Below are 12,860 nucleotides of genomic sequence, written 5' to 3'. Positions count from 1 at the left end.
ATCAATTCTCCATGACCATCTTCACCGCCGCCGCGTCGGGCGCATGGGGCGCGCGGCGCAGATATTCGGCGAGCGCCGCCCTCCCCTCCGCAGCCGCCCCCTGCCGCATCGCGATCAGGCCGAGGCCGCGCCAGCTTTCGGGCGGCGCATCGGCCCGAGCGATCGACTGGCCGAACAAGTCCTGCGCAGTCACCAGGTCGCGCGGATGGCCGCGCTGGCGATAGAGCTCGGCGCGCAGATAGAGCAACTCGCCGCTCCACCCCAGCGCATCGCCGCGCGAGCGCAGGACATAGTCCGCACCGGCGAAGTCATTGCCCTTGATCAGGCTCTCGAACAGGACCGGGAGCACGCGATCGGTGGCCTGGCGATAGCCGTCGACTCCCTCGTCGCCCGCGTCGGCGACTTCGGCCTCGAGCCTGGAGAAATAGCCGAGCCGCTGACGCTCGGTGGGATGCGTGTCCATCATGCTCGGCGTTTCGCGCCGGATCTTGCGCAGGCCCCGCTCCGCCCGCAGCGCATCCTCCTCTGCGATCACCCGCTGCCAGACGGCCGAGGCGCGCAACGGGTAGCCAGACGCCCGGACGAACTGGACGCCCAGCAGGTCCGCCTCGACTTCCTCGCTGCGCTCGAAGCGGAAATGGCCGGCGACGAGCGCAGTCATCACCGCTCCGGTGGGCCGGCGGGTGACGGCGCCGAGCAGCGCAACCCAGGCGAGCGCATCGCCGGTGGTGCGCCGCGAGCGAAAGGCGGCGAGCGTGTGCCTTTTCTCGAAGTGGCCGAACTCGTGCCCCAGCACCGTCGCCAGCTCGGCTTCCGAATGGAGCCGCGCGAGCAGGCCGGTGTGCACGAACATCACTCCATTGGGGGCCATGCTCGCGTTGAACGAACTGTCCTTCACCACATAGACCCGCACGCCGCGGCAGCGGTCCTCCCCCACCGTGCGGCACAGGACGCCGCGCACGAAATCGTGTAGCCCGGGGTCGGGCAGGACGAAGGGCGAGGCCTGGAGGAGCCGCTCATCCTCGTCCATTTCCATCCACAGGCCGCGCTCGTCGATTCCCTGCGGCTCATAGGCGCCCGCATAGGGCGGCCGCGCGAAACTCCTCTGCGCGACGGCGGGCTGGCAGGTGATCCAGGGCGCCAGAGCGAGCGCGAGCCCGCAGTGAAGGCGGCCGCCCCTCATTTGGCCGGTGCCGCGCGAACGGGCAGATCCTCGAGCAGCTGCGCCACGCGCTTCTTCATGCCCTCGGCGTCGCGCACATCGCCGCCCATCGCTTCGTCGGCGTTCAGCCAGAGCAATTCCCCGGTTTCGAGGTCGACGAGCCCGGCATAGCCGCGATGCACGCCCGATTTGACGCTCGCGCCCAGCCCGGCGGCGAGGATCTGGAACGCCTTGCGCCCGAACGACCCATATTCGTCGTGGATGAGGAGGAACAAGCCGTAGCGGGCGCCGGTGCGCTCCGACAGGCGCCGCGCGCCTGGCCCCAGCGTCCAGTCGAACGGCTTGTTCTTGCGCGTGGGGAGCCGATTGCCCCGGAAGAACTGGTAGGTGACGACAGCGTGCGCCACCGTATTGAACAGCGCCTTGTGCTCGGCGAGGTCGAGCGCGTCGTCGCCGGATAGCTCGGGCTCGGGCAGGATCGGGTTGGCCGATCCGGCGAGCCGGGCCCGGAGCTCGGCCTCGAGCAGGCCGCGCGCCTGCTCGGTCCAGTCGCCGTTGGGCTCCGCCATGCCGCCGGTGGACTGCGATCCCACCCACACGTCGGGCCGGAACAGCAGGACCTTCTGCCCGCGCAGCATCCCGGCGGAGAACCCGGGGCGAGTCGCACCTTTCTCTTGCGCCTGCGCCGGGACGGCGAGCAGAAGCATGCCGGCGAGCGCCGACACCACCAGTCTCCGCATGCTGCTTCCCCCATCGACCGGCAGTCCCCCGCCGACTCGAAGCCGATCCTATTCGGCAGAATGCAGTCCGCAAGCCGAAACGACTGGCAGACTGCACCAATGTGGGAAGATGTTCCCGAGAGGATTACTGCGCGATTCGGCGCGCGGTGACGATCTTCACCGGCGCGACCGGCACTTCGCCCTTGAAGCTGCCCTGCAGCGTCTTGGTGGGCGAGGTCGGCGCGTCGAAGATCTTGAGCACGACATCCATCCCCTCGACCACGCGCGCGAAGGCGGCATAGCCGAGATTGTCGCCCGGCCGCGCCGGATCGGCGTCGAAGCTCGGCTGGTCGCCGACGCTGATCGTGAACTCGCCGCGCGCAGTGCCGGGGGCCAGACGCGGCATCGAGAGCGTGCCGTCGAGATGCTTGATCCCCGTCTGGCTGGTCGGCTCGTGCTTGACCGGCGGGAACATCTTGGCCGGCGCGTTCTGCACGCCAAACTGCACGAAGCCGAACCGGTCGGCGACCTTCACGGTGCGGTAGAAGGTGATGCCGTCGAACCGCTTGGCGTCGACGTAGCGGAGGAAGTTCTTCGCGGAAATCGGCGCCTTGTCCTGGAAGACCTCGACCACGATGCGCCCGGCGCTCGTCTCCAGCGCGACGCGCGGATTGGGCGCGGGCGCCGGGGCGGCGGTCTGCGCCGCGGCGGGGGCGGCGAGCAGGAGGAAGAACATCAGGAACAGGCGGCGCATCGTCATCCTCGCATCGAGTGATTCCGCCAGGATAGTAGCAGCCGAGCCGCGCCTAGCTACCCGGCTCGCGGCGCTTCTTGTCGATCTCGGCGCTCTCGCCCTTGAGCGGGCGCGAGACGGGGCAGACTTCCTGCAGATAGCCGTTGAGCGTGTTCGCGAGGTGATCCTCGACCAACCGGTAATGGACATATTGGCCCCGCTTCTCGCTGGTCACGAGGCCCGCGGCCTCGAGGATCGCGAGATGCTGCGACACCGCGGGCTTGGAGATTTCGAACCGCGCCGCGATCTCTCCCGCCGTCAGCTCGGCATGGGCGAGATAGGCGAGAATTTTCCGCCGGACGGTGGAGGACAAGGCTTCGAACACGCGCTGCATGGGTCGCAGTTAAGCATTTTCTTCATTGCTTACTAGCCGGACTTGCATCAATTAAGTGATACCTTAATTCCTTAAGGAGTTGACGATGCACGATCCTCATGCCGTGAACACCGTGATCGAAACGCCGGACGCGAGCGCGATCGAGGGCCGCGTGGCATGGGACCCGGTATGGTCGTTGTGGAACGGCGGCATGATGGCGGCGACGCTGGTGCTCGGGCCACTGACGCTGACTCCGAGCGCCGCCCTAGTGTTCGTAATCTCGACGGGCGCGACGCTGCTTCTCGGCCATTCGGTAGGCTTCCACCGCCGGCTGATCCATGGCAGCTTCGAATGCCCGCAGTGGCTGGAGCATGTGCTCGTCTGGTGGGGCGTGCAGGTGGGCATGTGCGGACCACTGGGCATCATCCGCACGCACGACCTGCGTGACTGGGCGCAGCGCCAACCCGCCTGCCACCCCTATCTGAGCCATGCCAACTCGATGGCAAAGGATGGGTGGTGGCAACTCCACTGCCGGCTGAAACTCGACAATCCGCCGCAATTCGATCTCGGCAGCGCCGGGCGGAATCGCCTCTATCGGTTCCTCGAAGCGACCTGGATGGCGCAGCAGGTCCCGACCGCGCTCCTGCTCTGGTGGGCGGGCGGCTGGAGCTTCGTGGTGTGGGGCCTCTGCGCGCGGACCTTCGCCTGCGTCCATGGACACTGGCTGGTGGGGTACCTGGCGCACAATCGCGGCCCGCAGCACTGGATCGTCGATGGCGCGGGCGTGCAGGCGCACGACGTGCCCTGGGCCGGCCTGATCACCATGGGCGAGGCATGGCACAACAACCACCACGCCTTCCCCGGATCGGCGCGCATCGGGCTTTGTCCGGAGCAGAGCGACCTCGGGTACGTCTTCATCCGATTGCTGGTGAAGCTTGGTCTCGCGTGGGACGTGCGAACGCCTGAGACGCTGCCCGTCCGGAGCGAGCTGCTCGACTGGGGGCAATGCTGATGGAACGGCCTTCCGACTTCGAGGACTTCTTCTCTCACCTCGCCGCCCTGGCCGCCGCCAGCGGCGCCGCCTCGCTGGTCCTGTTCTTTCCGACATGGACCATGCTTCCGGACGTCTGGCCGGTGATCTGCCTATATGGGCTGATTTTCGCGATGCCCCTTTATGCGCTTGCCTTCAAGCTCGGGCATACCGGCTGGATCGGTGCCGCCGCCTTGGGATGTGCTTCGACTGCGCCGCTTTTGCTCTTCACCGGAACGAGTCCCTGGATATTGCACCTCGGTGCCGCCGGCGCCGTTGCTGGGCTGACGTTCCGGCTGGTCGTGGCGATTTTGATCGGAACGAGCTGGCTGCCCCCGCCAGCACCCGACGATGACCTTGAAAAATAGGATTTCGCCTGCTTGGCTCCGGGTCCGCCGGTCGCAACGGCGGCGCTCTTTCCACCGTTGAATCCGCCACGCACGCCGCACAACGAAATGCCTACGCCGTGAAACTTTATGTCACGATTCGCGGGAAAAGTGGGAAGCTAGGCCCTCGCGAAGCCCGCTCGCTGCCTCATCGCCGGTCCGGCGTGAGAGGAGCCACGTCAAGCACCAACCGCCACGGCGCGGGCAGATAGTCGAGCGACATGTAGAAATAAAACGCGCACGAGCCGTCGCGGCGGTAGCTTGCGCCCTTGACCACGCCGAAGGCCGTGGTGCCGCTGAACACCGGTCCGCCGCTGTCGCCGCCCTTGCAGCCCGGCCCTGCGACGGTGACCCAGGTCGGCAGGCACGCGCCGCCGCACAGATCGCCCGCGGGCGCGAAATCGAGCAGCTCGACTTCGGCACAGCTGTAGCCCGTGCTCTCGCCGCGATGGCAGACGAAATCGCCCGCGCGCGTGCTGGGCTTGCTGCGCTGCGCCTCCACCGGACGCGCGATCGTGCGCGCCGTGTCCGAATAGACCAGCGGACGCTCGGGCAAGACGCCGGCGTGGATCTGCACGTCGTGGTAGCCCCAGCCCCACTGGCCGACGAAGCTGAGCGGCGTCGGACGCTGCGCCGGGTCGTAATAGGTCATGTCGTCCAGGCAGTGGGCGGCCGTGGTGATGCCGGTGCGTGTACCGTCGCTGACGAGGAAGCCGGTCGTGCAGCGATAGCGTTTGCCGTTGTCCGGGCTGATACCGTCGAGCCGGCCGCCGCCGTGCAGGTCCAGGTTCACGTCGGTGCGTTCGAGCAGGCGTATCTGAACCGGAACGCCGGTCAGCGCCTCGAGCCGGGCGTCGAGCGCCGCGGCGCCGCCGTCCGCCGCGGCGACGGCATTGCCGACGATGACGACCAGCTCGCCGGTGCGCGGATCGAGGCCCATCGACGGCGGCCCGGACACTGCCGCACGGATCGCCGCCTGGTGATAAGTGATCGCCCAGACCACGCGGTCGCGGCTGGCCTTGGCGCCGGTACGAAAGACAATCGGCACGTTCATGCCGCCGGCGCGGATATTCGTGGCGGGCACCGGATCGTCGCCGGTCAGATAGACGATGTAGCGATAGTCCGGGCGATGCTGGACCGAGATGCCTGTCAGCCGATCGCGGTAGCGCAGCGCGATCGCATCGGTCGCGGCGACGCTGTCATGCTGCGCGTGCAGCCGCCGAAGCGCCTCTTCCTGCGACACGCCGTAGAGGCGCGCATATTCGCCCGCGTCCTGCGCCAGCGCCGCTTCGCGCGTCTGCACGGACTGGGCCGCGGCGGGCTGGATCAGCGCCGCCGCGAACAGGATCAGCAATGACCGCAACGCTCCACCCGGGCTCATGCGGCGCAATCTAGGCGCGCCGCGACTCGCCGCAAGCCCGGGGGTTTCCCGCAGGACTCAGCCGGCGAGCGCCTTCTTGAGCAGCTCGTTGACCACCGCCGGATTGGCCTTGCCCTGCATCGCCTTCATCGTCTGGCCGACGAAGAAGCCAAACAGCGCTTCCTTGCCGCCGCGATACTGTTCGAGCTGGCCGGGGTTCTTGGCCAGCACGTCGGCGATCACTGCCTCGATCGCGCCGGTGTCGCTGGTCTGCTTGAGCCCGCGCTCCTCGACGATCTGCGTGGCGCCCTGGCCGGTCTCGAGCATGATCTCGAAGACCTGCTTGCCGAGCGTGTTCGAGATGGTGCCGTCGGCGATCAGGCCGAGCAGCTCGGCGGCCTGGGCCGGGCTCACCGGGCTTTCGGTGATGTCCTTGCCGAGGCGATTGAGCGCGCCGAACAGCTCCGCGCCCACCCAGTTGGCGGCCTGGACCGGCTTGGCGCCGGCCTCCAGCAGCGCGTCGAACCAGCGCGCGGTGTCGACATCGGCAGTGAGCACGCCGGCGTTGTACGGCGTGATGCCCTGTGCCTCGTAGCGGCGGCGCTTGGCGTCGGGCAGCTCGGGCAGGCTCGCCCGGCATTCGTCGAGGAAGGCGTCCTCGAGCTCGAGCGGGAGCAGGTCGGGATCGGGGAAGTAGCGGTAATCGTGTGCGTCTTCCTTCGAGCGCATCGAGCGCGTCTCGCCCTTGTCCGGATCGAACAGGCGCGTTTCCTGGACGATGCGGCCGCCGCTTTCGAGCACTTCGATCTGGCGGCGCGCCTCGACCTCGACCGTCTGCATCACGAAGCGGACCGAATTGACGTTCTTGGTCTCGGTGCGCGTGCCGAACGGCTCGCCGGGCTTGCGGACGCTGACGTTGACGTCGGCGCGCATCGAGCCCTGATCCATGTTGCCGTCGCAGCTGCCCACATAGCGCAGGATCGAGCGGAGCTTGGCCAGGTACGCGCCGGCTTCCTGCGGCGAGCGCATGTCGGGCTTGGAGACGATCTCCATCAGCGCCACGCCGGCGCGGTTGAGGTCGACATAGCTGCGCGTCGGGTGCTGATCGTGCATCAGCTTGCCCGCGTCCTGCTCGACATGGATGCGCTCGATGCCGATCTTCTTTACATCGGCATCGGGGTTCTTCTCGTCGAGGCTGATCTCGATCGTCCCCTCGCCCACCAACGGGTGGTAGAGCTGGCTGATCTGATAGCCCTGCGGCAGATCGGCGTAGAAGTAGTTCTTGCGATCGAAGCGCGACCATTTGTTGATCACCGCGCCCAGCGCCATGCCGGTGCGCACCGCCTGGCGGATGCACTCGCGGTTCGGCGTCGGCAGCATGCCGGGCATCGCCGCGTCGATCAGGCTGACCTGCGAGTTGGGCTCGGCGCCGAACTCGGTCGCGGCGCCCGAGAAGAGCTTGGCGTTGGAGGTGACCTGGGCGTGGACCTCGAGGCCGATCACGACCTCCCATTCGCCGGTGTCGCCTTTGATGCGGTAGCTGCTCTCAACCATAATCTATCGGTCCGTTTCGCTTCTTGCGCTGTTCGCGCTTGAGCCGGCGTTCATCGCGACGTTCCTTCCATAGGTCGTACACGAGCCAGCCGAAAAACTCGGCGATCGACGTCACAATGAAGTCGATCACCAGTCCCAAGTTACCACCACTGCTCCGGCCGCGCAGTGAAGCCCGCGCGCTGCTCGATCGCGAGGCCGACGTTGAGCACGCCCTGTTCGTCGAGCGGTTTGCCGATGATCTGGAGGCCGAGCGGCAGCCCGCCCGCATCGAGACCGCCCGGAACGCTCATCGCCGGCAGGCCCGCGAGCGAGCTCGGCACGGTGAAGACGTCGTTCAAGTACATCGCCAGCGGATCGGCCGACTTTTCCCCGAGCGCGAACGCCGCGGACGGCGCAGTCGGCGTCAGCAGCAGGTCGCACTGGTTCCACGCCAGCTCGAAGTCGCGCGCGATCAGCGTGCGGACCTTCTGCGCCTGGGTGTAATAGGCGTCGTAGAAACCCGCGGAGAGAACGTAGGTGCCGATCAGGACGCGGCGCTTGACCTCGTCGCCGAAGCCGGCGGCGCGCGTGGCGGCGTACATGTCCTGCAGGTTCGCGCCCTCGGGCAGCTCGCGCAGGCCGTAGCGGACGCCGTCATAGCGCGCGAGGTTCGACGAAGCCTCGGCCGGCGCGATGATGTAATAGGCCGGCAGCGCATATTTGGTGTGCGGCAGCGAGACCTCGACGATCTCGGCGCCGGCGTCCTTCAGCCAGTCGATGCCCTGCTGCCACAGCGCCTCGATCTCGGCGGGCATGCCGTCGACGCGATATTCCTTGGGAATGCCGATCCTCTTGCCGCGCAGGTCGGCGGAGAGATTGGCTTCCCACTGCGGCACCGGGAGGTCGAGCGAAGTCGAGTCCTTGGCGTCGAAGCCGGCCATGTTCTCGAGCAGGATCGCGCAGTCGCGCACGTCGCGCGCCATCGGTCCGGCCTGGTCGAGCGACGAGGCGAAGGCGACCACGCCCCAGCGCGAGCAGCGGCCATAGGTTGGCTTGATGCCGCTGATGCCGGTGAAGGCGGCGGGCTGGCGGATCGAGCCGCCGGTGTCGGTGCCGGTCGCACCGGGCGCGATGCGCGCCGCGACTGCGGCCGAGCTGCCGCCCGACGAGCCGCCCGGCGCGAGCGGGGCATTGTCCCCGCCCCCGCGCCGCCACGGCGAGATGACGTTGCCGAAATAGCTGGTCTCGTTCGACGAGCCCATCGCGAACTGGTCGAGGTTGAGCTTGCCGAGCATGCCCGCGCCGGCTTCCCACAGCTTGCCCGAGACGGTCGATTCATAGACCGGCTTGAAGCCCTCGAGGATGTGGCTGGCCGCGGTGGTCTGCACGCCCTTGGTGGCGAACAGGTCCTTCATGCCGATCGGCACGCCGGCGAGCGGCTTGAGCGTCTCGCCCGCGGCGCGCGCCTCGTCGGCGGCCTGGGCAGCCGCGATCGCATGCTCGGGGGTCTCGACGATGAAGGCGTTGAGCGCCTTGGCCTTGCTCACTGCGACGATGAACGCATCGGCCACTTCACGCGCCGAGAAGGTGCCGGCGCGGACGCCGTCGCGCAGCGCCGCGACGCCGAGGTCGGTCAGGTTCGTGCTCATTCGACCACCTTCGGCACGGTGAAGAAGCCGTGCTCGCCCTGGGGCGCGTTCTGCAGGACCGCGTCGCGCTGGGCGCCCTCGGTCACCACGTCGTCGCGCAGGCGCAGGGTGTTGGGGATCACGGCGGTCATCGGCTCGACGGCCGAGGTATCGACCTCGCCGAGCTGCTCGATCCAGCCGAGGATGTTGTTGAGCTCGGGCGCAAGGCGCTCGGCGTCGGCATCGCTGATCGCGATGCGCGCGAGGCTGGCCACCTTCTTCACGGTTGCAGTGTCTACGGACATGAGGCGCGCCTAACAGAGCGCAGGCGCGCCGCGCAACCTATTCGAAGGCTTCCCCGACAGGAACGTCGCCGATGAACACCTGACGGCGCTCCACCTTGCGGATTTCGATCCGCCCTTCTCGGTAGGCGGCGCCGCGCGGCCCCGGATCGCCCGGAATCACTTTGCCGAAGTCCGTCGTCGGCTCCGCCCATTTCCCGTCGATCAGAACATAGCGCGACATGATGCCGCAGTCTGAATATCCCGAAATAGTCTTGCCGGTCTTCCTGTCGGTGCGGCTGACGCCTCCCCTCTCGAAGCACTGGTCGCTGAACAGCAGGGCTTCCTGAGCGCCAAGCAGGGACAGAGTGCATTTGCTGTTGCCGCTGCACTGGGCGCTCGACGCGATCGTTTCGAGTAGCCCTGCAGGCATGGCGCCCCCCTTCGGCAATAGTCTGACGTTCCTCGCCGTTTCCGCGCGGCGCCTGCCGGCTTCGTCTCCCGCCTGCACTTCCCATCGGCTGTCCGCCCGCGCGGCATTCTCCGCACCGGCGCGGATGGTTGCGTTGGCCGATCGGCGCAGCTTCTCGAGCGCGGCCTTGCCCGGCGTGCCGAAATCGAAGGCGAGCGCGCGCCAGTCGAATTCCTCCGGTTTCACCCTGCCCGATTCGAGGCGGGCGAGTTGATCGCGAGTCGAGATGGCGTTGAAGCTCACCAGCGGAGTCGCCAGCAGCAGGGCGATGCCGCAAGTGACGAAGGCCAGCGCAAGGTTGGCCGGTCGCACTCGCGCCGCCCAGCCGAGCCGGCCCAGCGCCAGCGAGACGAGATAGGCGGCGCCGTAAAGGCAGGCGAGCGTCACGAACACCATGGCCCAGAGGCGCTCGGGCGTGAAGCCGTACTGGCCGATGCGAAGCCCGGTCGCGATCGCCGCGATGATCGCGAGCGGCAGGATCGTGGCCGCGAGCACCATCGCGCCGTAGCGCAGCAGCGGGAAGCGGCGCTCGTGCTCGGGCATGTTGCCGATCACCGCATTGGCGAGGATCAGCGCCCCGACCACGCAGAAGAGCAGGATCGGCGTGGTCGCGCTGGTCGCGTCCCACAGCGCCTGGAGCCCGGTGAAGGGCAGCGCGAGCAGGAACAGCGCCAGCCCGATCGCGAGCACCGGCGCCAGCACCGCGAGCACGGTCGCCACGACGCGCTGGAGCAGCCGGACGACCGCGTCGTTCTCGCGCAGCAACCCCAGCCCGGCGCCGAAGGCCAGCCCGATCAGCGCGCGCCAGAACCATTCCTTCTCCAGCAGCTCGCACAGCAGATGGATCTTGATCAGCTCGAACAGCGCCGAGAGCAGCCACGCCATCAGGAAGACGATGACGACGAACAGGCAGCATGCGCACCAGAGCACGACGTTGGTCCAGGCGTGGTCGTGTACCGTGGCATAGGGGAAGCGCGGCGCGTTCTCGTCCCGCGCGGCCTGGAAGAGCGGCGCGGCGATGGCGACGGCGAGCAGCAGGCTGATCGTCCGCCAGCCTTCGCTGGCGCTCCAGCCTCCGGGAGAGCCGTTCCAGTAGATCACCAGCGCGGCCACCAGCGCCGTCGCAAGCGAGAACAGGATCGAGGCCCACCAGAGCCGCCGCTCGAGCGTGAAGCCCGTCAGCACGGCGGCCAGCGCGATCCCGCTAATCGAAGCGGCCTGGACCGCGCTGAGCTGATACTCGAAGCGCACGCCGCTCATCACCAAATGGACCAGCAGTCCGGCGACCAGTCCGAGCCCGGCGAGGATCAGCGGCCGCAGCGGCCAGTCCGGCGCCTGCGCTGCGGCGCCCGTGTCTTCCCCTGCCTGCATTGCCCCACCTCCAAAGCCGGACGTGGCGCCGGGATGCTCCCGCCTGCGCCTGAGCGGCATGAGCAAAGGCTGAGGCTTTGCTGAAAACGCCCGTTCGTCCCCCGTACGGCACGGAGCATCGGCGAGAGCCCCTGGTTCGTCAACGCGGTTGCATCCTTCACAACCGTGCGCCACGGAACGCGATTGCAACACTTCCCGTTTATGTTGCATCGCACAATGGAGATGGGCTTGGCCCGGAAGTTCCTCTATGTCGTTGCAGGCCTGATCGTGCTCGCCCTCGCCGCCGCCTTTGCCTACCGTTTCTACGGTGTGCAGCTCATGCGCCAGTTCATGGTGCCCGCGGGGAAAGTGGTGGCGCTGCCGCCGCCCGCCCCCAACGCCTATGCACGCGCCGACATGTGGATCGCCCGGCCCGACCGCCCCGGCAACCCGGCGCTGTGGGTGCCCGAGGGGTACAAGCCGGCCGCGAACCCGACGGCCGCGGTGTTCTTCATCCACCCGACCTCGTTCCTCGACACCAAGACGTGGAACGCGCCGCTCGACAATGCCGACGCCAACAGCCGTGCCGAGCTGTTCCTGCGCGGCCAGGCGAGCGCGTTCAATTCGATCGGCGCGATCTGGGCGCCGCGCTATCGCCAGGCGACGTTCGGCGCCTTCCTGACCAGCAAGGCACAGGCGCAGCAGGCGCTCGACTTCGCCTATCGCGACGTGCTCGCGGCGTTCGACCAGTTCGTGAAGGAAGCGGGCGACCGGCCGATCATCCTCGCCGGCCACAGCCAAGGCGCGCTGCATCTCGCCCGCCTGCTCGTCGACCGAGTCGCCGACAAGCCGATCGCCCGCCGGATCGTCGCGGCCTATGTCGTCGGCTGGCCGGTGTCGCTGACCGCGGACCTGCCGCGCATGGGGCTTCCCCCCTGCGCCGGGCCGGACCAGGCCGGGTGCATTCTCTCATGGCAGAGCTTCGGCGAACCGGCCGAACCCTCGCTGCTGCTCGACGCCTTCGACGCGAGCGCGGGCTTCACCGGCAAGCCGCGCGCGGGCACGCCGATGCTGTGCACCAATCCGATCACCGGCAAGCCGGGCGACGAAGCCCCTGCGGAGGCGAACCTGGGTACGCTGATCCCCGAGGCGAGCTTCACCGCGGCGCGGCTGGTGGCCGGGCGCGTCCCGGCCAAATGCGTCGGCCGCGGCATTTTGAGCATCGGCGCCGCCGCGCCCGACTTCGGCCAATATGTGCTGCCGGGGAACAACTACCACGTGTTCGACTACAGCCTGTTCTGGGCCAATGTCCGCAAGGACGCCGAGCGACGGCTCGCGGCGTACCGGCCATGATCACTACCGTCACCGCCGATTTCCGCGCCGCGCTCCCCGCCGGCGGACGGCTGCTGGGGCTCGACGTCGGCACCAAGACGATCGGGACGGCGCTGTGCGACGCGGGCTGGAGCTTCGCGAGCCCGGCGCAGCTGGTCCGGCGGACCAAGTTCACCAAGGACAAGGCCGCGCTCGCCGAGCTGATCGGGGCGCAGGCCGTGAAGGGGCTGGTGATCGGCCTCCCGCTCAACCTCGACGGCACCGACTCCCCGCGCACCCAGTCGACGCGCGCCTTTGCCCGCAACCTCGACGACATGGACCTGCCGATCCTGCTGTGGGACGAGCGCTGGTCCACCGTCGCGGTCGAGCGGGTGATGATCGAGCAGGACCTGAGCCGCGCCAAGCGCGCCGAGCGCATCGACTCGATGGCCGCCGCGCACATCCTCCAGGCCGCGATCGACGCGCTGGTGAATGCCTGACCTTGCCTCCCCGCCCCGCCGG

General features: G+C 68.2%; 14 protein-coding genes. 4 read left to right on the top strand and 10 right to left on the bottom strand.

What is annotated here, in order from left to right:
- Position 1: 1 nt before the first annotated feature.
- From J7500_RS18190 to J7500_RS18175, 4 genes are all read right to left on the bottom strand, one after another.
- Positions 2-1,183: a M48 family metallopeptidase gene (locus J7500_RS18190; RefSeq protein WP_294063511.1), complete on the bottom strand. Its 1,182-nt coding sequence runs from the start codon at positions 1,181-1,183 to the stop codon at positions 2-4.
- Positions 1,180-1,902, bottom strand: a complete 723-nt coding sequence (locus tag J7500_RS18185) for a hypothetical protein (protein ID WP_294063510.1) — start codon at positions 1,900-1,902, stop codon at positions 1,180-1,182. Before J7500_RS18185 ends, J7500_RS18190 begins: the two co-directional genes overlap by 4 nt.
- Before the next feature lie 124 nt (positions 1,903-2,026).
- Positions 2,027-2,641, bottom strand: a complete 615-nt coding sequence (locus J7500_RS18180) for a peptidylprolyl isomerase (RefSeq protein WP_294063509.1) — start codon at positions 2,639-2,641, stop codon at positions 2,027-2,029.
- Between the two features lie 46 nt (positions 2,642-2,687).
- Positions 2,688-3,008, bottom strand: coding sequence for a metalloregulator ArsR/SmtB family transcription factor (locus tag J7500_RS18175; protein ID WP_294063508.1), 321 nt, complete (start codon positions 3,006-3,008; stop codon positions 2,688-2,690).
- An 85-nt stretch (positions 3,009-3,093) separates the two neighbouring features.
- Between J7500_RS18175 and J7500_RS18170 the strand changes: the two genes are divergently transcribed.
- Together J7500_RS18170 and J7500_RS18165 are read left to right on the top strand one after the other, a co-directional pair.
- Complete coding sequence (locus tag J7500_RS18170) at positions 3,094-3,999, top strand: acyl-CoA desaturase (protein WP_294063507.1); 906 nt, start codon at positions 3,094-3,096, stop codon at positions 3,997-3,999.
- Entirely contained in the window at positions 3,993-4,385 is a 393-nt protein-coding gene (locus tag J7500_RS18165) for a hypothetical protein (protein ID WP_294063506.1), read from the top strand. Before J7500_RS18170 ends, J7500_RS18165 begins: the two co-directional genes overlap by 7 nt.
- Positions 4,386-4,551: 166 nt before the next feature.
- Here the strand turns inward: J7500_RS18165 and J7500_RS18160 are convergent, their stop codons facing one another.
- The 6 genes from J7500_RS18160 to J7500_RS18135 all read right to left on the bottom strand — a co-directional run bounded on the left by J7500_RS18160 (position 4,552) and on the right by J7500_RS18135 (position 11,048).
- On the bottom strand, positions 4,552-5,757 hold the full coding sequence (locus J7500_RS18160) for a hypothetical protein (protein ID WP_294063505.1): 1,206 nt from the start codon (positions 5,755-5,757) through the stop codon (positions 4,552-4,554).
- 84 nt (positions 5,758-5,841) lie between these two features.
- On the bottom strand, positions 5,842-7,317 hold the full coding sequence (gene gatB / locus J7500_RS18155) for an Asp-tRNA(Asn)/Glu-tRNA(Gln) amidotransferase subunit GatB (RefSeq protein WP_294063504.1): 1,476 nt from the start codon (positions 7,315-7,317) through the stop codon (positions 5,842-5,844).
- The gene (locus J7500_RS18150) at positions 7,310-7,447 is read right to left on the bottom strand and encodes a hypothetical protein (protein ID WP_294063503.1); all 138 of its coding nucleotides are present in this window, start codon (positions 7,445-7,447) and stop codon (positions 7,310-7,312) included. The genes gatB and J7500_RS18150 overlap by 8 nt, the downstream gene beginning before the upstream one ends.
- Before the next feature lie 10 nt (positions 7,448-7,457).
- The gene (gatA, locus tag J7500_RS18145; protein ID WP_294063502.1) at positions 7,458-8,945 is read right to left on the bottom strand and encodes an Asp-tRNA(Asn)/Glu-tRNA(Gln) amidotransferase subunit GatA; all 1,488 of its coding nucleotides are present in this window, start codon (positions 8,943-8,945) and stop codon (positions 7,458-7,460) included.
- The gene (gatC, locus tag J7500_RS18140; RefSeq protein WP_294063501.1) at positions 8,942-9,229 is read right to left on the bottom strand and encodes an Asp-tRNA(Asn)/Glu-tRNA(Gln) amidotransferase subunit GatC; all 288 of its coding nucleotides are present in this window, start codon (positions 9,227-9,229) and stop codon (positions 8,942-8,944) included. Before gatC ends, gatA begins: the two co-directional genes overlap by 4 nt.
- Before the next feature lie 37 nt (positions 9,230-9,266).
- Positions 9,267-11,048, bottom strand: coding sequence for a DUF4153 domain-containing protein (locus J7500_RS18135; protein ID WP_294063499.1), 1,782 nt, complete (start codon positions 11,046-11,048; stop codon positions 9,267-9,269).
- 228 nt (positions 11,049-11,276) lie between these two features.
- Here J7500_RS18135 and J7500_RS18130 point away from each other — a divergent pair, with 228 nt between their 5' ends.
- Together J7500_RS18130 and ruvX are read left to right on the top strand one after the other, a co-directional pair.
- The gene (locus J7500_RS18130) at positions 11,277-12,380 is read left to right on the top strand and encodes a DUF3089 domain-containing protein (protein WP_294063498.1); all 1,104 of its coding nucleotides are present in this window, start codon (positions 11,277-11,279) and stop codon (positions 12,378-12,380) included.
- Complete coding sequence (ruvX, locus tag J7500_RS18125) at positions 12,377-12,838, top strand: Holliday junction resolvase RuvX (protein ID WP_294063497.1); 462 nt, start codon at positions 12,377-12,379, stop codon at positions 12,836-12,838. The genes J7500_RS18130 and ruvX overlap by 4 nt, the downstream gene beginning before the upstream one ends.
- The last annotated feature ends 22 nt before the right edge of the window (positions 12,839-12,860 follow it).

The organism is Sphingomonas sp. (genome assembly GCF_017744835.1).
GTDB lineage: Bacteria > Pseudomonadota > Alphaproteobacteria > Sphingomonadales > Sphingomonadaceae > Sphingomonas.
The sequence above is the reverse complement of the archived record's forward strand: the minus strand, read 5'-3'. Positions and strand labels throughout refer to the sequence as shown.